The following is a 22,581-nucleotide window of genomic DNA, read 5'->3' as shown; positions in this document are numbered from 1 at the left end:
TGTGAACGAACGGCAAGGTGCGGACCGCGCCGGCGGTGCCGAACCGGTCCACGAACTCGTCGCGCGCCGGGCCCGGCTCACCCCCGGTGCGCCCGCCCTCACCTGCGCCGACGGCACCCTCTCCTACGGCCAGCTCGACGAACGCGCCAACCGCTTCGCCCACCACCTGCGCTCCCTCGGCACCGGCCGGGACGTCGTCGTCGCGATCCACCTCCCCCGCGGCCTCGACCACTACGTGGCCCTGCTCGGCGTGCTCAAGGCCGGCGGCGCGGCGCTGCCGCTGGACACCGGCTACCCCGCCGCCCGCCTGCGCTACATGCTCGGCGACAGCGGCGCGCGCGTCCTGGTGACCCGCGGTCCGGCGCCGGCCGACGGGGACTGGGCCGTCGTCGACCCGGACACCGACGCCGCCCGCATCGCCGCCCACCCCGCCACGCCGCCGTCCGGTCGAGCCGCGCCAGGCGACCTGGCCTACCTCATGTACACCTCCGCCTCGACCGGCGCACCCAAGGGAGTCCAGCTCGAACACGGCGGCATCACCAACCTCTGCCGTCAGCACGCGGCCGCGCTGAACCTGACCGCCGCCGACCGCGGGTCGCTCGCCGCGCCGCTGAGCTTCGACGCCTCGATCCTCGACCTGTGGCCGCTGCTGAGCGTGGGCGGGCACGGCGTCGCGGTGTCCGACGAAGACCGGGCGGACCCCGAACGGCTGGTGAAAGCGTTGCGGGACAACGAGATCACGCTCTGCTTCCTCACCACGGCCCTGGCCGAGATCTTCCTCGCGCAGCCGGACCTGGAGACCCTTTCGCTGCGGTACCTGGTGACCGGCGGCGAAGCGCTGCGGCGGCGGCCCCGGCCCGGGCTGCCCTTCCGGCTGCTCAACATCTACGGCCCCACCGAAACCACGGTCTACGTCACCTCCGCGGTGGTCGCCGACTCGGCGACCGAAGACGGCCCGATCCCGATCGGGCGTCCCCTCGGCGGGGTCGACGTGCGGCTGCTGGACACCCGCGGCGAGCCCGTGCCCGACGGCGAGGCCGGCGAAGTGGTCGTCGCGAGCGCCGGTGTCGCCCGCGGCTACCGCGGGCAACCCGAGCTCACCGCCCGGCGGTTCGGCGTGGACGGCAACCGGCGGACCTACCGCACCGGTGACCTCGCCCGGCGGACGGCGCAGGGTGACTTCGAGTTCCTCGGCCGCGTCGACCGGCAGGTGAAGATCCGCGGGCACCGCATCGAACCCGACGAGATCGAGCGCGTCCTGCTGCGGCACCCGCAGGTCCGCCAGGCCGCGGTGATCGCGGTGCGGCCGTCGCCGGAGACCGCGCAGCTCGTGGCCTACGTCGAGCCCGGCCGGGCACCGGCCGCGGGCTGGACCGCCCCGCCCGAGCCCGCCGGGGACGAGGTCGCCACGGTGGCCGCGATCCGCGCGCTGGCCCCGGATTCCCTGCTCGAAATCGGCCCGGGAGTCGCCGGACTCGCCGAAGCGGCCCGCACGCACGTCCGCGCCGGGTCGGTCGACCAGGCGACGGGCGGCCCCTTCGACGTCGTCCTCATCGACGCCCACGCCGCGGGCCTCGGCTCGGCGGCCGACGTGCTCGCCGCCATCACCACCGCGGCGGACCTGGCCGGCGTGGTCGTCGTCAGCGGCGTGCGGTCACTGCCGTTGCTGCCCGCCGCCCACTGCGCCACCGAACTCGCGGCGGCCGCGGACGACACGACCGCGCACGAGCTGCGCTGGCGGGTGCTCGGCCGGCTCGCCGCGGACCCGGCGCCGGCGATCCACCCGGCCGCCTTCGCCGCGCTGGACGCCGAGATCGTGCCCCGCTTCGACCGGTCCGCGCCGGGCCGGTTCGACGTGATCGTCCGGACCGGCGAGGCGGCGCCGGAACCCGCCTGGCTGGACTGGGCGGCCGACGGGGTGGACCTGCCGTCGATCAGGGCGGCGCTGCGCACCGGCGGACACCGCGTGTTCGGCGTCCGGGCCGTGCCGCACGCCGAAGTCGCCGCGTGGGCCGCCGCCTGGGCCGCGGCCCAGGGCGACGCGACAGCCGGGGAACTGCGGACGCGACCCGGCACGCCGTCGCCGATCGACCTGCGGGCCCTGTGCATCGGGCTGCCCTACCGGCTGCGGCTCAGCTGGGCCGCCGGCCACCCCGGCGGTGCCCTCGACGCGGTGTGGCTGCACGAATCGGTGCCGGCCACCGCCCGCATCCCGTGGCCCGCCGCCATCGGCGTCCCGGACGTGCCGGAGAACCGCGCACCGGACGAGCGGGCGACCGAGGCCCTGCGGCAGGAGCTGCGGGACGCGCTGGCCGAACGGTTCGTCCCGCACGAGATGCCGGACCTGTTCGTCGTGCTCGACCGGCTCCCGCTGACCCCGGTGGGCAAGGTCGACCGCGACGCCCTGCCGCCGCCGCACTGGCTGGGCGGCGGCCGGGCGCCCTCGGCCGCGCCGCGAACCCCCGCCGAAGAGGCGGTCACCCGGCTCGCCGAAGAGGTCCTCGGCCGCGCCGGCGTCGGCCGCGACGACGACCTCCGCTCGTTCGGCGCGCACTCGCTCACGCTGGCGCAGCTGTCCGCGCGGCTCCTGCGCCACTTCGGCGTCCGGGTCCCGGTGCGGGACCTGCTCGCCGCACCCACCGTCGGGGCGATCGCCGCGCGCGTGGACACCACCGACCGGCGGGAGGCGGCCTGATGGCAGCGCCCTTGTCCTTCGCCCAGCAGCGCCTGTGGTTCCTCGACCAGCTGCACCCCGGCGCCACCGGCTACAACATCCCCTCCGCCCACCGCATCCGCGGCCCCCTGGACGACGGCCTGCTCGCCGCCGCGCTGACCGAGGTCGTCCGGCGGCACGAGGTCGTCCGCTCGGTCGTCGCCGAAGGCCCCGGCGGGCAACCGGAGTTGCGGACCCGGCCCCCGGAGCCGGTCAAGCTGCCGGTCACGCTGGTCGACGGCGACACCGTGGACCGGCGGCTGGCGCAGGCGGCCGACCTGGCCAGGGCCCACGTGCTCCGGCCGTTCGACCTGCGCCACGGCCCGCTGCTGCGCGCGGAGCTGTTCCGGATCGGCGACGACGACCACGTCCTGCTGGTCTGCCTGCACCACCTGGTCGCCGACCAGTGGACGCTGTCGCTGCTGCTGCGCGAGCTGTCCGAGTTGTACCCGGCCTTCCTGCTCGGCTTCGGCTCGCCGCTGCCCGCACCCGCCGTCCAGTACGCCGACTTCACGCGCTGGCAGCGGGAAACCCTCACCGACGCCGCGCTGGAACCCCAGCTGCGGCACTGGCGCGAGCAGCTCGCCGGCTTCGAACCCCTGGAACTGCTCACCGACCGGCCCCGCCCGCCCGTGCAGGGCTGGGACGGCGCCCGCGTCCGCCGCCGGATCCCCGGCCGGGTCCTCACCGCGGTCCGGGAGGTGGCCGCGCAGCACGACGTGACGCTGTTCGCGGCCGTGGCCGCCGGGCTGGCGGCGGTGCTGGCCCGCCACACCGGCCAGGGCGAGGTCGTGTTCGGCGCCGCCATCGCCCACCGCGACCGGCCCGAGTTCGAAGACCTCCTCGGGTTCTTCGTCAACACCGTCGTGCTGCGCACCGACCTGGCCGGCGACCCGGGTTTCGGCGAGCTGCTGGCCCGCGTCCAGGAAACCGCGTTGCGCGCCCAGGAAAACCAGGACCTGCCGATCGAACGGCTCGCCGACCTCGCCGGCCCCGACCGCGACCTGAGCCGGCCGCCGCTGGTCAACGTCGTGCTGTCGTTCCTCAACACCCCCGCCGACCCGCTGCGGATCCCGGGCTCGGCGGTCACCGAATTCGTGTTCGACCCCGGTGTCGTCAAGTTCGAACTCGACTTCGTGGTGTCCGAAGCGGACGGTGAGCTGGTCGTCGACGTCGACTACCGCCGGGACCTGTTCGAGCGGGACACCGTCGAAAGCCTGCTGCGGCACCTCGAGCGGATCCTCGACGGCGCGGCCGCGGACCCGGCCACGCCGGTGGCGTCCCTCGCCGTGCTGTCCCCCGCCGAGGAAAGCCGGCTGCTGGCGTGGGGCAACGCCGCCGAGCCGCTGGACACGCCGGGCAAGACCGTGCCGGAGTTGTTCGCCGAGCAGGTCGCCCGGCGGCCGGACGCCCCCGCCGTGCGGTCCGGCACCGAAGTGCTGACCTACGCCGAACTCGACGTGCGGGCCGGGCGGGTCGCCGACGCCGTGCTGGCCCACGCGGACGGGCGGCCGCTGTGCGTGGGTGTCTGCCTGGACCGCTCGATCGACCAGGTCGCCGCCCTGCTCGGCATCCTCCGCGCCGGCGGGCACTACCTGCCGCTGGACCCCGGCTACCCGGCCGATCGGCTCGGGTACCTGCTCGGCGACGCCGCCGCCACCGTCGTGGTGACCAGCGCCGCGTTCGCCGGCCGGACCGCGGGCTGGGCCGGGCCGACGGTGTTCGTGGAGGACACGCCCGCCGTCAGCCCGCGTCCCGCCGCCCCCGTACCCGGCCCCGAAGACCTGGCGTACGTCATGTACACCTCCGGGTCCACCGGACGGCCCAAGGGCGTGCGCGTGCCGCACCGCGCGGTGGTGCGGCTGGTGCACGAAACCGACTACGTGCGCATCGGGCCGGGTGACCGCGTCGCCCACAGCAGCAGCATCTCCTTCGACGCCGCCACCTTCGAGATCTGGGGCGCGCTGCTCACCGGCGCCGAACTGGTCATCCTGCCCCGGGAAACCGTCGTCGAGCCCGCGGCGCTGGCCCACGAGCTGCGCGCGCGGGGCGTGTCCGTGCTGTGGATGACGTCGTCGCTGTTCAACCACACCGTCGGCGAAGTCCCGGACGCCGTCGCCGGGATCGGCACCGTGCTCGTCGGCGGCGAAGCGCTCGACCCCGCCGTCATCCGCGGGGTGCTGTCCGCGGGCAACGCGCCCCAGCGCCTGCTCAACGGGTACGGGCCCACCGAGAACACCACGTTCAGCACCACCCACCTCGTCACCGAGGTGCCCGGCGACGCCGTGTCCGTCCCGATCGGACGGCCGATCCGCGGCACCCGCTGCTACGTCACCGATGCCGGGCTCGGCCTCGTGCCGGTGGGCGTGCCCGGCGAACTCTGCGTCGCCGGGCTGGGCCTGGCCCACGGGTACGTCGGCGCGCCGGAGCTCACGGCGGACCGGTTCGTCCCCGGCCCCCACGGCGACCTGCTCTACCGCACCGGCGACCTGGTCCGCTGGCGGCCGGACGGGACGCTGGAGTTCCTCGGGCGGCGCGACGACCAGGTCAAGGTGCGCGGCTACCGCGTCGAACCCGGCGAGATCGAGGCGCGGCTGACCGGCTGCCCCGGCGTACGTGCCGCGCTCGTGCTGGTCCGGCCGGGCGACGACGGCGGACGGCTGGTCGCCTACGTCGTCGCCGACGGCGACCCCGCCACGCTGTCCACAGAGGACATCAAGACGCAGCTGGCCGGGACGCTGCCCGGTTACATGGTGCCCGGCGACATCGTGGCGCTCGACCAGTTCCCGTTGAACGCCAACGGGAAAGTGGACCGGGCCCGGCTGCCGGAACCCGGCCCGGCCGGCCGCGGAGCCGGGTACGTGGCCCCGCGCACCGAACTGGAGACGACCGTCTGCCGGGTCTGGGCCGAGCTGCTCGGCGCCGAGGTCGGTGTCACCGGGAACTTCTTCCACCTGGGCGGCACCTCGCTGCTCGCCACCCGTGCGGTCGGCCGCCTGCGCCGGGAGCTCGGCGTGCGGATCAGCGTGCGGACGTTGTTCGACCATCCCACGGCCGGCGAGTTCGCCGCCGCCGTGGCAGAACCCAAGGGGACGCGCACATGAGCGGGAACGCGGCAAACCACCCCGTGCCGGCGGCGAGCGTCCAGGAGCGGATGTGGTTCGCCGAACGGCTGGAACCCGGTGACGGGCTCTACAACATGCCCTTCGCCTGGCGGGTGCACGGCACCCTCTCGGCCGAGGCCCTGGAACGGGCCATCGCGGTGGTCGTCGAACGGCACGAGATCCTGCGCACCGCGTTCGCCGAACAGGACGGCCGGCTCTACCAGCACGTCGGGGCACCGTGGACGCCCGCCATCGAACGCCTCGACCTGCGCGGTGCGCCCGACGCCGAGCACCGGCTGGCGGAGTGGCTGCGGGAGGCCGCGCGCCGCACGTTCGACCTCGGGCAGGCCCGCCTGCTGCGGGTCGGGCTCGCCGACCTCGACGACAACCAGCAGGTGCTGTTCCTGTGCGTCCACCACATCGTGTGGGACGCCACCTCGACCCGGCTGTTCCTGCGCGAACTGAAGGACTGCTACGACGCCTTCGCCGTGGAAGCCGGGCCACCCGCGGAAACCGTGTGGGTCGAGCAGGCCCTGCCGCTGCCGGTGCAGTTCCTCGGGCAGGCCGCCCGCACGCCGGGCAAGACCGCGCTGGTCTTCGACGGCACGTCTCTCAGCTACGCCGAACTCGGCCGGCGGGCCCGTGCGGTCGCCGGCTACCTGACCGGGCGCGGCCTCGGCCGCGGCGACCTGGTCGGGGTGTACCTCGACCGCTCCGCCGATCTGGTGCCCGTGCTGCTCGGCGTGCTGCTGTCCGGCGCGGCCTACGTGCCGCTGGACCCGATCTACCCGCCGCAGCGCATCGCCGGGATGCTCGAAGACGCCCAGGCGGCCCTGCTCATCGCCGGCGGGGAGCTGCCGGCGGAGATCGCCGCGACCGGCGTCGAAACGGCCGCTCTCGACACCGTGCTCGCCGCCGCCCCGCTCGCCGGCGGCGCCGCGGTGACCGGCGACGACATCGCCTACGTCATCTACACCTCCGGCTCGACCGGGCGGCCCAAGGGTGTCCGCGTCACCCACCGCGGCCTGGCGAACCTGCTGCGGTCCATGGCCGCCAAGCCCGGGTTCGGCGACCAGGACACGATGCTGGCCCTGACCACCGCCTGCTTCGACATCGCCGCGCTCGAGCTGTTCCTGCCGCTGATCACCGGCGGCACGGTCGAGGTCGCCCCGGCGGAGATCGCCCGCGACGGCGAGCTGCTCGGCCGGCACCTGGCCCGCACGCGCCCCACCCACCTGCAGGCCACGCCGGCCACCTGGCGGATGCTGCTCGCCGCGGGCTGGCCCGGCGACCCGGAGCTGACCGTCCTCTGCGGCGGCGAAGCGCTGCCCCGCGTGCTGGCCGACGAGCTGCTCCCGCGCGCCCGCGTGGTGTGGAACCTCTACGGGCCCACGGAAACGACCATCTGGTCGACCGCGGGCCGGGTGACGGCCGGCCCGATCACCCTCGGCGAGCCCGTCACCAACACCACCCTCAGCATCCTCGACGAGGCCATGCGGCCGGTGCCGCCCGGCGAACCGGGCGAGCTGTGGATCGGCGGCGACGGCGTCGCGGCCGGGTACCTGCGCCGCCCGGAGCTGACCGCCGAGCGGTTCCGCCCCGACCCGGCCGACCCGGCGCGCGGCGTGCTCTACCGCACCGGCGACCTGGTGCGGCTGCTGCCCGGCGGGCAGCTGGAGTACGTCAACCGCGTCGACAACCAGATCAAGCTGCACGGGTTCCGGATCGAGCCCGGCGAGATCGAGTCGCTGCTGCGCGGCCGCCCCGAGATCGCCGACGCGGTCGTGCTGCTCGACGGCGACAAGCTGGCCGCCTACCTCGACTGCGCGGGGCCGCCGCCGTCGGTGGCCAGCCTGCGGGCCTTCCTCGGCAGCCACCTGCCCGAGTACATGATCCCGGCCGCGTTCCTCGTCGTGGAAGAATTCCCGTTGACGGGCAACGGAAAGGTCGACCGGCGGGCGCTGGCCGAGCTGGGCGGGCAGCTGCCCGCCGGGCCGCGCGCCGAACCCGCGACGCCGACCGAGCGCCTGCTCACCGGGATCTTCGCCGACGTGCTCGGCTGCCCCGAACCCGGCGTCGACGACTCCTTCCTGGAGCTCGGCGGGCACTCCCTGATGCTGGCGCAGCTCACCGGCGAAATCGCCGCCCGCACCGGGATCTCGCTCTCGATCGCCGACGTCTACCAGCTGGCCCGGCCGCGCGAGCTGGCCGCGCACCTCGACTCGCTCGCCGGCACGGCCACCACCGGACCGGCCGAGCCGGCTCAGGCGGGCACCCCGGCCTCCAGCATGCAGGAACAGATGTGGCTGGCCGAGCAGATGGTCGCCGCCGGCCCGTCCTACAACGTCCCGCTCACCTGGCGGATCACCGGCGAGCTCGACCCCGCCGCGCTGCAGGCCGCCCTCGGCGCGCTCACCGAACGCCACGAGATCCTGCGCGCGGCGTTCCGCCAGCGGCAAGGCCGGCTGCGGCAGATCGTCACCGACCCGTGGGTACCCGAGCTGGCGCGGACCGACCTGCGCGAGAGGCCCGGGGCCGACGCCGGCGCGGTGGTCGACGCGCTCGTCGACCAGGAAGCGGAGACGGCGTTCGACCTCGGATCCGGGCGCCCGCTGCGCGCGCACCTGGTCACCCTCGCCCCCGGCGAGCACGTGCTGCTGCTGTGCCTGCACCACATCGTGTTCGACGCGCAGTCGCTGCCGGTGCTCCAGCGCGATCTCGACCACGCCTACCGGCGCGCCCTCGGGCTCGCGGCGCCGGACCTGCCCGCGCCGGTGCAGTTCGCCGAAGTGACGCAGCGGCAGCGCGACGAGCTCGAATCCGCCGACGGCGAAGACGTCCTCGGCTACTGGACCGAACGCCTCACCGGCGCGCCCGAGACGCTCGACCTCGGCACGCCGCCCCGGCAGACCGGACCGCACGGCGCCGTCCCCGTCCCGTTCTCCCCGGACTTCGCCGAACGCGCCGCCGCCCTCTGCGACGAGCACCGCGTGAGCTGGTACATGGTCGCGGTCGCGGCGGTCTCGGCCTGGCTGCACCGCACGGCGAACAGCGACGACATCACCTTCGGGCTGCCGGTGGCCAACCGGGAGGACGAGGACCTGGAGGACGTGCTCGGCCCGTGCCTCAACACCGTCGTGCTGCGGTCGCAGGCGACGCCGGGCACGACGTTCGGTGAGCTGCTCGGCGAAGTCCGCGACGCGATGCTGGACGCCTTCGAGTACCAGGCGGCGCCGCTGCCCGCCGTGCTGAAGCAGCTCGACCCGCAACGACGGCACGGGCACACCCCGTTCCTCGACGTCATGCTCAACCTCGTCACCGGCGAAAGCACCGGGCACGCACTGGGGCCGGCCACGATGACGCCGCGGCCGTTCGACCGGTGGGAGCACGAGACGAAGTTCGGGCTCACCGTCACCTTCGTCGAGGAGACCGGGAAGCTCAGCGCCGTCCTGTCCTACCGCGGCGACCGGCACCCCGCGGCGCGGGTCCAGCGCCTGGCCGACGGTCTCGGCCGGGTGCTGGACGGGATCGGCGACCTCGCCGGCCGCCCGCTCGCCGAAATCCTCCCGTCGGGCCGGGCGCAGTTCCGCGACTTCGCCCTGTCCCAGGCCGACGAACGCGCGAGTGCGCCCGGTAAGGCGGCCCTGGACCGGTGGACGCGGCGGCTCGACGGCGCGCCGGCGTTCCCCGCGCTCACGCCGCCGCTGCGGCAGGCGCAGCCGGGGTCGGTGCCGATCCCGCTGTCCCCCGCCGCACTGCAGCAGCTGCGCCGCCTGCGGGCCGAACAGCGGATGTCGTGCTCGTGGTTCATGGTCGCCGCCACCGCGCTCGCCGCGCTGCTGCACCGGTGGACCGGGCAGGACGAAGTCACCTTCGGCTTCCCGGTGGCCAACCGCGACGAGTTCCCCGACCTGCTCGGCCCGTGCCTCAACACCGTCGTGCTGCGGTCCGAATGCGACGACGAGACCACCGTCCTCGGGCTGCTGCACACCGTGCGGGAAACCGCGCTGGCGGCGTTCGACGACCAGCGCGTGCCGTTCGAGGACGTCGTCGACGGGCTGCGGCCGCCGCGGCGGCCGGGCTGGACGCCGTATGCGGACGTGACGCTGGCCGCGACGGCCGTGGGCCGGGTGCGCACCGAGCTCGGCGGCGCCGCCCTGACGCCGCTCGAACTGGACCACACCGGCGCCGGGTACGCCGCCAAGCTGGGCCTCACCGTCGGCTTCGAGGAGAGCAACGGCCGGCTCCACGGCACGATCCTCTACCGCGGCGACCGGATCACCGACGGCGAAGCCCACCGGATGGCCGCCTGGATCGGCCGGTTCGTCGACACCTTCGCCGAGATCGTGCACCAGCCGGTGCGCACGCTGGACCTGCTCGGCGCCGGTGAGCTGGCCGAACTGGCCGGGTTCGAGCAGACCGCGCCGGCCGGGGAAGCGACGACGGTGCCCGCGCTGTTCGCCGCGCAACTCGCCGCCCGGCCGGACGCCCCGGCCATCCGCACCGGCCGCGGCGTGCTCAGCTACGCCGCCCTCGACCGGCGCGCCGAGGCCCTCGCCTCGGTGCTGCGGGCGAACGCCACCGGCGACCGCCCGGTGGCCGCGCTGGTGCTGCCCCGCGGCGCCGACCTCGTCGTGGCCATGCTGGCCGCGTGGAAGGCCGGGTTCGTCTACAGCCCGCTGGACCCGGCGTACCCGGAAGGGCGGATCCGGTTCATCCTCGAAGACCTCGGCGCGTGCGCGGTGGTGACCGACTCGCCCGCCGACGTCGCCGGTGCCGTCCCGCCGGGCACCACGGTGGTCGACGTCGGCAAGGTTCCCGAGGTCACCGCCCGCGCGGAGGCGGCCCTGCCGGACCCGGACTCGACCGCCTACGTGCTCTACACCTCGGGCACCACGGGCGAGCCCAAGGGCGTCGCCTACAGCCACGCCAGCCTGGCCCACGTCACCCGGTGGCACGTCGACACCTTCGGCGTCCGGCCCGGCGACCGCGTCAGCCAGATCCACAGCGTCGCCTTCGACATGACCGAGTACGAGGTCTGGCCCGCCCTCTGCGGCGGCGCCGAGCTGCTGCCCTACGAACGTCCCGTCGTCGTGCCGGAGCTGCTCGCCTGGCTGGGCGAACAGGACGTGACGATGTTCTTCACGCCGACGCCGCTGGCCGAGGCGCTGTGGACCACGGGCACCGCGCCCGCGTCGCTGCGGTGGCTGTTCTTCGCCGGCTCGCCGCTGACGACCGTCCCGCCGGAAACCCCGTACGGCGTCTGCGACGCCTACGGGCCGACCGAGACCTACATCACCACCACCCACGTGCTCGACGTCGCCACCGCGACCGCGCTCAACTGCGTCGGACGGCCGATCGACGGCGTGCACGCCTACGTCCTGGACCCGGCCGGGCAGCGCTGCCCGGCCGGCATGCCCGGCGAGCTGTTCGTCGGCGGGGCGACGGTGTCCCAGGGCTACTGGGGCCGCGCCGACCTGACCCGCGAACGGTTCACCGACCGCGACCCCGACGGGCGGCCCGGCTGGCTCTACCGCACCGGCGACCGGGCCCGCTGGCTGCCCGACGGCACCCTCGAGTACCTCGGCCGGCTCGACCGGCAGCTCAAGATCCGCGGCTACCGCATCGAACCGGCGGAGATCGAGACCCAGCTGCAGCTCGACCCCCTGGTCCACCAGGCCGTCGTGCGCGGGTTCCCCGGCGACGCCGCCGCGCTGGTCGCCTACCTCGTCGCGCCGCCGGGCGGAGCGCAGGACACCCAGTCGGTGCTGGCCGGGCTGAAGACGCGGCTGCCGGAGTTCATGGTGCCCAACGCCGTCGTGTGGCTGGCGGCGCTGCCGCTGAACCACCGCGGCAAGCTCGACGTCGACGCGCTGCCGGCCCCGGGCCGCGAAGACCGCGTCGGCGCGACCGCCTGGACGGCCCCCGAAGCCGGGACCGAACAGCGGATCGCCGCGGTCTGGTCGGCCGTGCTGGGCCTCGAAGCCGTCGGGGCGCACGACAACTTCTTCGACCTCGGCGGCAACTCGCTGCTGCTCGGGGCCCTGCACTCGCGGCTGGAACGCGAGCTGTCGATCACCCTGCCGATCCGGCGGCTGTTCGAGCACCCGACCGTGCACGCGCTGGCGCAGGCGCTCGAAGCCGGACCGGCGCCGCAGGCGTCCACAGTGGACGTACGAGGACGCGCCGAACGCGCGCGGGCGCGCCGGGCCAGGCCGGGCCGCCCCGAGAAGATGGGCGACGCCGCATGACCGAGAGCAACGCGATCGCGATCGTCGGGCTGGCCTGCCGGCTGCCGGGCGCGGAGAACGCCGGGCAGTACTGGCGCAACCTGCGCGCCGGGGTCGAAGGCATCACCCGGTTCGACCTGCCGACGCTGGTCGCCGCCGGGGTGGACCCCGCGCTGGCCCGGCACCCCCGGTACGTCCCCGCCCGGGGCGTGCTGGCCGGCGGCGAGTGCTTCGACCGGCGGTTCTTCGGCTACAGCCCGGCCGAAGCCGCGGCCATGGACCCGCAGCAGCGGGTGTTCCTCGAGTCGTCGTCCGCCGCGCTCGACGACGCCGGCCTCGACCCCCGGCGGTTCGACGGCTGGGTCGGCGTCTACGCCGGCTGCGACATGATGAACCCGGCGCTGCAGGGCAACGGCGACGGCCTGTCCCGGATGATCGACTACGACAAGGACTACATCGCCACCCGCGTCGCCTACAAGCTGGGGCTGCGCGGCCCGGCGATGACCGTGCAGTCGGCCTGCTCGACGTCGCTGGTCGCCGTCCACCAGGCCGCGCAGAGCCTGCTCAACTACGAATGCGACGCCGCACTCGCCGGCGGGGCTTCGCTGTGGCTGCCCCAGGCCACCGGCTACCTCCACGAAGAGGGCTACATCGAATCCGCCGACGGCCACTGCCGCCCGTTCGACGCCGCGGCCAGCGGCACCGTCGGCAGCAGCGGCGTCGCCGTGGTCGTGCTGCGGCGCCTCGAAGACGCGCTCGCCGACGGCCACCGGATCGTCGCCGTCATCCGCGGTTCGGCGCTCAACAACGACGGCGGCACGAAGATCGGCTACACCGCGCCCTCGTTCGACGGGCAGCGGGACGTGATCCGGTTCGCGCAGGCGCAGGCCGGGGTGGACGCCGCCGACATCGCCTACGTCGAAGCGCACGGCACCGCGACCCGGGTCGGCGACCCGATCGAGGTCGCCGCCCTGACCGCGGCCTTCCGCGAGGCCACCGACGCCGTCGGGTTCTGCTGGCTCGGCGCGGTGAAGAGCAACATCGGCCACACCGGGGCCGCCGCGGGCGCCGCGGGGCTGATCAAGGCGGCGCTGATGCTGAAGCACCGCGAGCTGGTGCCGACCCTGCACTACCGGACCCCGAACCCGGGCCTGGAACTGGACTCCTCGCCGTTCCGGATCGCCACCGAGCTCGCCCCGCTGCCCGCCGAGGGCGCGGTGCTGGCCGGGGTCAGCGCGTTCGGCGTCGGCGGCACCAACGCCCACGTCATCCTGGAGTCCCCGCCCACCGCGCCGAGCCGGACGAGCCGCACGCGGCCCCGCGTGTTCTGCGTGTCGGGGTCGACGCCGGCCGCTGTGCGCACGATCCGCACCGAGCTCGCCGACCACCTCGAAGCCGGTGAGGACGCCCTCGACGACGTCGCCTACACCCTGGCGGCCGGGCGGCGGCAGTTCCCGCACCGCAGCGCCGTCGTGGCGGCCGACCGCGCCCAGGCGGCCGAAGTCCTGCGTACGGACGAGCCGGTTTCGCAGGTGTCCGCCGAGCGGGACACCGCGTTCCTGTTCCCCGGCACCAGCGTGCTGCGCGCCGGGTTCGGCGGGGCCGCGCACCGCACGCTGCCGGTCTTCCGCGAGGTGTTCGACGGCCTCGCCGCGGAGACGCGCGCCAAGTTCGGCATCGACATCGCCACCGTCCTGCGTCCCGGCGACCACGTCGAGTGGCTGCGCACGCTCGTCCACGAACAGCTCGCCCTGTTCGCCATCGGCTTCGCCTTCGCCCGCCAGCTGCAGGAATTCGGCCTCGAACCGAAGGCGATGCTCGGCCACAGCGCCGGCGAATGCGTCGCTGCGGCCGTCGCCGGGCTGTGGACGCCGTCGGACGCGCTGCGGGTCGTGCACGCCCGCGGCACCATCCTCGACGACGTCGAGCCCGGCCGGATGCTCGCCGTGCAGGGCCCGCCCGAGCAGGTGCGGGAACTGCTCGCCACCCGGCCCGGGCTGGCCGTGGCCATCGAAGCGCCGCGCTACTCGGTGCTGGCCGGCCCGATCGAGCTGATCGACCAACTGCGCACCGAGGGCTTCGGCGACCGCGTGCTGGACCTCGGCGGGGCCTACCACACGGCGGCGGTCCGACCGGCCGCCGACCGGCTGGGCCGTGTCGTGGCGGAGATCCCGACCACGACGCCGTCCCTGCCGTACCTGTCCAACCTCACCGGCGGCTGGGCCGATCCCGCGGCCGTCGCCCGCGGTGACTACTGGGCCGACCACGCCGCGGGCACCGTCCGGCTGGCCGACGACGTCGAAACCCTCCTGGGCAGCTCGTGCCGGGTGTTCGTCGAACTCGGCCCCGGCCAGACGATGACCCGCATGCTGCGCGCACACCCGGCGTGGACGCCGGCGCACCTGGCCGTGCCGCTGACCCGGCGGGCCGAAGACAGCGATGAGGAGAACCTCCTGGCCGCGCTGGGCGCGCTGTGGGAACGCGGGTTCGACATCCCGGTCGAAGACCTGACCGACGAGAAGGTCCGCTGCGCGCTGCCGCCGCACCCGTTCGAAGCCATCGACTGCGAAACCGGGCGCCGCTGGGCGACCTCGCCGTCGGCCACCGCCCGACGGCACGACGTGATCGTCACCGTCGGGGAAGTCCCGGCGCCCGAGCTGGTGCCCGCCATGACGACCCCGCCGTCGACCGTCACGGCGTCCACTGTGGACGAAGCGCTGGCCGGGACGGCGGGGGCCGTCTCGCCCGCGGTCGTGGTGGCGGTCGGGCCGGACCCGGACATCCGAGCCGGCCTCGCCCGGCTGGCGGCCGACGCCGCCACCGCCGGCGTGCGCCTGGTCCTGCTCGGCCACGGCCTCCTCGACGACGCGCTGGTGACGGACCTGCGCCAGAACGGGCCGGTCACGGTGTACGACCTCGACGACGGCCCGCCGCCGGCGCAACCGCCGTTCGCCGACGTCGCCGTCCACACCTGGCGCGGCGGCCGTTGGTGGGCCCTGGACGAGGAACCCCGCGCCGCCGCCGTCCCGGCCCCCGAGGTCGAGGACGCCGTCGAAGCGGACGCCGCGCCGGCGGACCTCCCGCGCGACGACACCGAGTCGGCGATCGCCGAACTGTGGCGGGAACTGCTCGGCGTGACGAGCGTGGGCATCCACGACAACTTCTTCGACCTGGGCGGGCATTCGCTGCTGGCCACCCAGCTCACGTCCCGGCTGCGCGTGCGGTTCGAGACGGAGATCGCGATCCGCACCGTGCTCGACAACCCCACCGTCGCCGAGCTCGCCCGCGTCGTCGGCGCCACCGGCACCGGACGGCGGGCCGGCATCACCGCCCGGCCGGACCGCGACGGGCCCATCCCGGCCGCGTTCGTGCAGCGGCGGCTGTGGTTCCTCGAACGCGCCGGCGCCGACTCCGCCTACGCCATCCCGCTGGCGTTGGACATCGACGGCGAACTCGACGTCGAAACGCTGCGGGCCGCCCTCACCGAGGTCGTCCGGCGGCACGAGGTCCTGCGGACCGTGCTGCCCGAGCACGACGGCGAGCCGGTCCAGGTGGTCCTGCCGGCCACCCCGGTCGACATCCCCGTGATCGACGTCGGCGAGGCCGACCTGCCCGGCGCGCTGCAGGCCGACCTGCGCCGCCCGTTCGACCTCGCCGCCGGCCCGCTGGTCCGCGCGACGCTGTTCCGCACCGGCGAAAACCGGCACGTGTTCGCGCTGTGCATGCACCACATCATCGTCGACGGCTGGTCGCTGGACATCCTCTTCGACGAGCTCGGCCAGTTGTACAACGCCTTCCTGGCCGATCAGCCCTCGCCGCTGCCCGAGCCGCCCGTCCAGTACGGCGACTACACGCTCTGGCAACGGGACCACCTGGGCGAATCCCTCGAGGCGGGGCTCGCCTACTGGACCGGACGGCTGGCGGGCGCGCCCACCGCCCTCGAACTGCCGACCGACCGGCCGCGGCCGCGGGTGCAGACCCACCACGGCGCGATCGCCGACCGGTGGCTGCCCGCCGGCCTGCGGGCGGACCTCGAACGGCTCGGCCGCGACCACGACGTCACGCTCTACATGACCCTGCTCGGCGCGTTCCAGGCCCTGCTGCACCGCTACACCGGGGCGACGGACCTCTGCATCGGCACCCCGGTCGCCGGCCGCACCGAGGTCGAGCTGGAGAAGATGGTCGGGTTCTTCGTCAACACGCTGGTGCTGCGCACCGAGCTGGACCCCCGGCTGCCCTTCGCCGAGCTGCTGGGCCGGGTCCGGGAGACGGCGATGGGCGCGTTCGCCCACCAGGACGTCCCGTTCGACCGGCTCGTCGAAGCGGTGAACCCGCAGCGCGACCCCGGCCGCAACCCGCTGTTCCAGGTGATGTTCAACCTGCTCAACATCAAGGACACCCCGCCGGGCATGAGCGGCCTCGCGGTGCGGGAGCGCGACGACACCGGCCTCGGCACCGCCCAGGTCGACCTCGCCCTGGACGTCTTCCACCGCGACGACCGCCTGCTGTGCCGGCTGGAGTACAACACCGACCTGTTCGACGAAGCGACCGCCGACCGGCTCCTCGGGCACTTCGAGACGCTGCTCGCCGGGTTCGCCGCCGCGCCGGAGACCGAGCTCGGCCGGGGCGAGCTGCTGACCGCCGAAGAGCGGTGGCAGGTCCTCGACGGCTGGAACGACACCGCCGCCGCGTTCGACGCGGTGACCGTGCCGGAGCTGTTCGAACGCCAGGTCGCCCGCACCCCGGACGAACTCGCGCTGGTGGCCCGGGACGGCCGGTACACCTACGCCGAGCTCGACGCCCGCGCGAACCGGCTCGCCCGGCACCTCGCCGGGGCCGGCGTCGGCCCGGAGGACCGGGTCGCGCTGATCCTGCCGCGCACCACGGACTTCGTCGTCGCGATCCTCGGCGTGCTCAAGGCGGGCGCGGCCTACCTGCCGATCGACCCGGCGATGCCGGGCGACCGCGTCGCCGCGATGCTCGAAGACGCCGCTCCCGCCGTCGTCCTGACCGAGCTGGACGAGGACGTCCTGGCCGCGGACGACTGGGCGCTCGACCAGGCCGGCCGCGTCCGGCCCCTGCTGCCGGGGCACCCCGCCTACCTGATCTACACCTCCGGCTCCACCGGGCGGCCCAAGGCCGTCGTGGTGGAACACCGGAGCGTGGCCAACCTGCTGCACGAGCACCGGACCACGCTGATGGCGCCGCTGGCGCAGCGCGTCCGGCCGGTGCAGGTGGCGATCACGGCGTCGTTCTCCTTCGACACCTCGTGGGACGAGCTGCTGTGGCTGCTCGACGGGCACACCCTGCACGTCATCAGCGAAGAGGTGCGCGCCGACGCCGACGAGCTGGTCGCCTACACCGTGGCGAACCGGATCGACTTCCTCGACGTGACGCCGTCCTACGCCAAACCGCTGCTGGCCGCCGGGCTGCTCGACGACCCCCGGCACGCACCGGCGATCCTGTCGCTCGGCGGCGAAGCCATCGACGCGGCCCTGTGGTCGGAGGTGGCCGCGGCGCCGCGGACCGCCGCCTACAACTACTACGGGCCCACCGAGTGCACTGTGGACACTCTGGCCGGCCGGATCGACGCGGGAACCACGGTTTCGCTGGGCCGCCCGCTGGCCAACACACGAGCCTACGTGCTGAGCCCGCAGCTGCAGCCGGTGCCGCCCGGCGTCCCGGGCGAGCTGTACCTGGCGGGCGCGGTGCTGGCCCGCGGCTACTTCGGCCGGCCGGACCTGACGGCCGCGCGGTTCGTCGCCGACCCGTTCGGCGAGCCCGGCACGCGGATGTACCGGACCGGGGACCTGGTGCGCTGGCAGGCCGGCGGCACCCTCGAGTACCTCGGCCGCACCGACGACCAGGTCAAGATCCGCGGGTTCCGGATCGAGCCGGGCGAAATCGAAGCGGTGCTCACCGGCCACCCGGCGGTGGCGCAGGCCGCGGTGATCGCGCGGGAGGACCGGCCGGGCGATCCGCGCCTGGTCGCGTACGTGGTGCCGGCCGACGGCGCCGACGTCGACTCCGGCGAGCTGCGGACGTTCACCGGCCGGTCCCTGCCGGACTACATGGTGCCGGCGGCGGTCGTGGTGCTCGCGGAGATCCCGTTGAACACCAACGGGAAACTCGACCGCAAGGCGTTGCCCGCACCGGACTTCACCGGCTCGGCGGCCTCGCGGACACCGCGCACCCCGGAGGAGCGGGTGCTGGCGGACCTGTTCTCCGGCCTGCTCTCGGTGTCACCCATCGGCATCGACGACGACTTCTTCGCCCTCGGCGGGCATTCGCTCCTGGCCACGCGGCTGGTGACCCGGATCCGGTCGGCGTTCGGCGCCGACCTGCCGGTGCGGGCGCTGTTCGAGGCGCCGACCGTCGCCGGGCTCGCGGCGCTGCTGTCCGCGGCCGGCCGCGCGACGGCCCGCCCGGCCCTGCTCGGCGGGCCGCGCCCGGACGTGCTGCCGCTGTCGTTCGCCCAGCAGCGGCTGTGGTTCCTCAACCGGCTGGCGGGCCCCGATTCGACGTACAACCTGCCCTTCGCGCTGCGGCTGACCGGCGCGCTCGACGTCGACGCGCTGCGCCTGGCGCTGGCCGACGTCACCGGGCGGCACGAGGCCCTGCGCACGGTCTACCCGGAGGTGGACGGCGAACCGCGTCAGGTGATCCTCGACGCCGAGCCCGGCTTGACGGTCACCGAGCCCGGCGACCTCGAACGGACCCTCGAAGAGTGGTGCGACCGGGGTTTCGACCTGACCACCGAGTTGCCGCTGCGGGCGCACCTGGCCCGCGTCGCGCCGGAGGAGCACGTCCTGGTCGTGGTGTTCCACCACATCGCCTGTGACGGCTGGTCGCTGGCCCCGTTCGCCCGCGACCTGGGTGCCGCCTACGAAGCCCGCCTGGCCGGCACGGCCCCGCAGTGGTCGCCGCTGCCCGTCCAGTACGCGGACTACGCGTTGTGGCAACGGGAATCCCTCGGGGACGAAGGCGACCCGGACGGCGCACTGGCCCGTCAGCTCGCCTACTGGCGCGACGCCCTGGAGGGCAGCCCCGAACTGCTGGAACTCCCGCTGGACCGGCCGCGCCGCGCGGACACCGGCCACCGCGGCGGCGTGTTCGACTTCCGCCTCGGCGCCGGGCTGCGCGACGCGCTGAACGACCTCGCTCGGGAGCAGGGGTGCACGCTGTTCATGGTGCTGCAGGCGGCCCTGGCGGCGTTGCTGACGCGGTCGGGTGCCGGCACGGACCTGCCGATCGGGTCGGTGGTGGCGGGCCGGCACGCCGAGGAACTCGACGACCTGGTCGGGATGTTCGTCAACACGATCGTCCTGCGCACCGACACCTCGGGCGACCCGGCGTTCCGGGAGCTGCTGGGCCGGGTCAAGGACGGCGCTCTCGGCGCGCTGGTGCACCAGGACCTGCCTTTCGACCGCCTGGTCGAGAACCTCAACCCGGCCCGGTCGCTGGCCGCGCACCCGCTGTTCCAGGTGGCGCTGGTGCTGCAGAACACCGACGGCGAAGACCTCGCGCTGCCGGGCTTGACGGCCCGGCCCGAGGCGGTCGGGGCGGTCGGCGCGAAGTTCGACCTGACCGTCAACCTGGGTGAGGACGGCGACGGCATCGAAGGCGCCGTCGAATACCGCACCGACCTGTTCGACGAGGCCACCGCGGCGGCGCTGGCCGACCGGTTCACCCGGCTGCTGACCGCGGCCACCGCCGACCCCGGCACCCGGGTCAGCGAGTTCGACCTGCTCTCGGCGGCCGACCTGGCGCTCGTGCTGCCGCCGGCCGAGGTCGCCCCGGTGCCGCAGCGGACGTTCCCGGAGATGTTCCTGGACGCCGTCGCCGCGCACGCCGACGCCATCGCCGTGGTCGACGACGACGTCGAGTGGACCTACGCGGAGCTGGACGCGCGGTCCGGGCGGCTCGCCGGGATCCTCGTCGAGCGCGGGGTCGGCCCGGAGGACGTGGTGGCGCTGGCGCTGCCCCGCTCGGCCGAGCTGATCGCCTCGATGCTGGCGGTGCAGCGGGCGGGCGGCGCGTACCTGGCGATCGACCCGGACTACCCGGGCAAGCGGATCGCCTACCTGCTGGACGACGCCGAGCCCGCCCTTCTCGTCAGCACCGGGGCGATCGCGGCGGACCTGCCGGCCCACGACCGCCCGGTCGTCCTGCTCGAATCGCTCGAGCCGGCCGGGCCGCCGCCCGCCGGGCCGCGCGCGGACCTGCAGAACCCCGCCTACGTCATCTACACCTCGGGCTCGACCGGCCGGCCGAAGGGCGTCGCGGTCACGCACGCCGGGCTGGCCGCCCTCGCCGCCGACCAGGCGGCGCGGTTCGCGGCGGGTCCCGGGGACGCGATCCTGCAGTTCGCTTCGCCGAGTTTCGACGCGTCGGTGCTCGACCTGGCGATGGGCCTGACGACCGGCGCGCGGCTGGTGCTGACCGCGGCCGACCGGCGGCTGCCCGGCCCGGCGCTGACCGCGCTGCTGAACGACCGCGCGATCACCCACCTCCACGTGCCGCCGTCGGTGCTGGCGTTCCTGGAGCCCGGCGAGGTCCCGGCGGGGATGGCGGTGATCGTCGGCGGCGAAGCGTTCCCGGCGGACCTGGCCGCGCGCTGGGCCCCCGGGCGGCTGCTGGTCAACGTCTACGGCCCGACCGAGGCGACCGTCTACACGACGGCCAGCGACCCGCTGACCGGCGAAGGAACACCGCCGATCGGGCGGTCGGTCCGGGACACCCGGCAGTACGTGCTGGACAGCGCGTTGCGGCCGGTGCCGCCCGGCGTCACCGGCGAGCTGTACCTGGCCGGCCCCGGGCTCGCCCGCGGCTACCTCGGCCGGCCCGGCACGACCGCAGAACGGTTCGTGGCGAACCCGTTCGGCGAGCCGGGCACGCGGATGTACCGCACCGGCGACCTGGTCCGCCGGCTGCGGGACGGGAACCTGGAGTACCTGGGCCGCGCGGACGGCCAGGTCAAGGTCCGGGGCTTCCGGATCGAGACCGGCGAGGTCGAGGCGGTGCTGGCCGAGCACCCGGACGTGGCGCGCGCGGTCGTCGTGGTCCGGGAGGACCGGCCCGGCGACCCGCGGCTGGTCGCCTACCTCGTCGCGGAAGCCGGCGCGACCCCGGTGGTGCGGGAGTGGCTGGTCGAACGGCTGCCGGCGCACCTGATCCCGTCCGCGTTCGTCGTCCTGGACGCGATCCCGGTGACCCCCAACGGCAAGGCCGACCGGGCCGCGCTGCCGGCCCCGGACGTCGCCCCGGCCGGCCGGGCCCCGCGCACGGCCCGCGAGGTGGCGCTGTGCGGGCTGTTCGCCGAAACACTGGGCCTGGAACGCGTCGGCGTCGACGACGGGTTCTTCGAGCTGGGCGGGCATTCTCTGCTGGCGGTCAAGCTGATGAGCCGGATCCGCACGGCGCTGGGCGCGGACGTCCCGGTCCGCACGCTGTTCGCCGCGCCGACGCCCGAGGAGCTGGCGAAGCGCCTGGACCGCGACGAAGCGCCGGAGACGGGCCGCGAGGTGCTGCTGACGATCCGGACCACCGGGACCGAGCCACCGTTGTTCTGCGTGCACCCGATTTCCGGCCTCAGCTGGTGCTACACGGGCCTGCTGCCGTTCCTGCCGGGGCGTCCGGTGTACGGCCTGCAGGCGCGGCGCACGGACCCGCCGCCGAGCCTGGCGGCCCTGGTCGAGGACTACGTGACGCAGCTGAAGACGGCCCAGCCGTCGGGGCCGTACCACTTGCTCGGCTGGTCGGCGGGCGGCACGATCGCCCACGCGATCGCCTGCCGCCTGCAGCGCGACGGCGAGCAGGTCCGGTTCCTGGCCCTGCTGGACTCGGTACCGGGCCAGGGCGAGGTGGACCGCGAAGCAATCGCCGCGGCCATCGGCGACGACCTGGGTGCCACGGGCGAGGACCTGGCCACCCTGGTCGAAAGCGGAATCCACACCCACCGCCTGATCGAGCAGTCACCCCCGGGCCGGTACGAGGGCAACCTGGTGTACCTGACGGCGGCCCGCGACGAGTCCCCGTCGGCGGCCGCGTGGCTGGACCACATCACCGGCGAGCTCGAGGAGTACCGCATCGACTGCCACCACACGACGATGCTGCGCCAGGGCCCCCTGGGCGACATCGGCCCGATCATCGCCGCCGAGCTGAAGAGAGCAGTGTCTTGACGACGAACCCGTTCGAAGACGACGAAGCGCAGTATGTGGTGCTGGTGAACGACGAGGGCCAGCATTCCTTGTGGCCGGCCGGGGCGGAGGTGCCGGCGGGCTGGCGGAGCGTCCGGGAGGCGGACACCCGGAAGGCCAGCCTGAAGTACGTCGAGTCGGCTTGGACCGACATGCGGCCGTCGAGTCTGGTGGCGCGAGGGGAAGGCGCGGGCTGAGCCACCCGGAAACCCGTCGCCGCGATTCCGGAATGGAAGCCGGGAACACGCGTGGCTGGTATTGTCGCCAAGGGCTCGAATTCCGGCGAAACAGAAGGGCGAGAATTCTCGGGAAGGATCCGAGCTCCGTAACGTGAT

The 22,581-nt window shown here is 74.6% G+C and carries 5 protein-coding genes; all 5 read left to right on the top strand.

What is annotated here, in order from left to right; translation table 11 throughout:
* Position 1 precedes the first annotated feature (1 nt).
* The 5 genes from OO60_RS44895 to OO60_RS02330 are packed head-to-tail and all read left to right on the top strand — an operon-like array spanning position 2 to position 22,443.
* On the top strand, positions 2–2,695 hold the full coding sequence (locus tag OO60_RS44895; protein WP_051767622.1) for an amino acid adenylation domain-containing protein: 2,694 nt from the start codon (positions 2–4) through the stop codon (positions 2,693–2,695).
* On the top strand, positions 2,695–5,817 hold the full coding sequence (locus OO60_RS02345; protein WP_004561805.1) for a non-ribosomal peptide synthetase: 3,123 nt from the start codon (positions 2,695–2,697) through the stop codon (positions 5,815–5,817). Before OO60_RS44895 ends, OO60_RS02345 begins: the two co-directional genes overlap by 1 nt.
* Positions 5,814–12,068: a non-ribosomal peptide synthetase gene (locus OO60_RS02340; RefSeq protein WP_004561804.1), complete on the top strand. Its 6,255-nt coding sequence runs from the start codon at positions 5,814–5,816 to the stop codon at positions 12,066–12,068. The genes OO60_RS02345 and OO60_RS02340 overlap by 4 nt, the downstream gene beginning before the upstream one ends.
* Complete coding sequence (locus OO60_RS44890) at positions 12,065–22,228, top strand: hybrid non-ribosomal peptide synthetase/type I polyketide synthase (RefSeq protein WP_051767620.1); 10,164 nt, start codon at positions 12,065–12,067, stop codon at positions 22,226–22,228. Before OO60_RS02340 ends, OO60_RS44890 begins: the two co-directional genes overlap by 4 nt.
* Entirely contained in the window at positions 22,225–22,443 is a 219-nt protein-coding gene (locus tag OO60_RS02330; protein WP_033260701.1) for an MbtH family protein, read from the top strand. The genes OO60_RS44890 and OO60_RS02330 overlap by 4 nt, the downstream gene beginning before the upstream one ends.
* Positions 22,444–22,581: the final 138 nt, after the last annotated feature.

The organism is Amycolatopsis vancoresmycina (assembly GCF_000716785.1).
In the GTDB taxonomy this organism is placed as follows: Bacteria; Actinomycetota; Actinomycetes; order Mycobacteriales; family Pseudonocardiaceae; genus Amycolatopsis; species Amycolatopsis vancoresmycina.
This window is presented reverse-complemented; position numbering and strand designations above follow the sequence as displayed.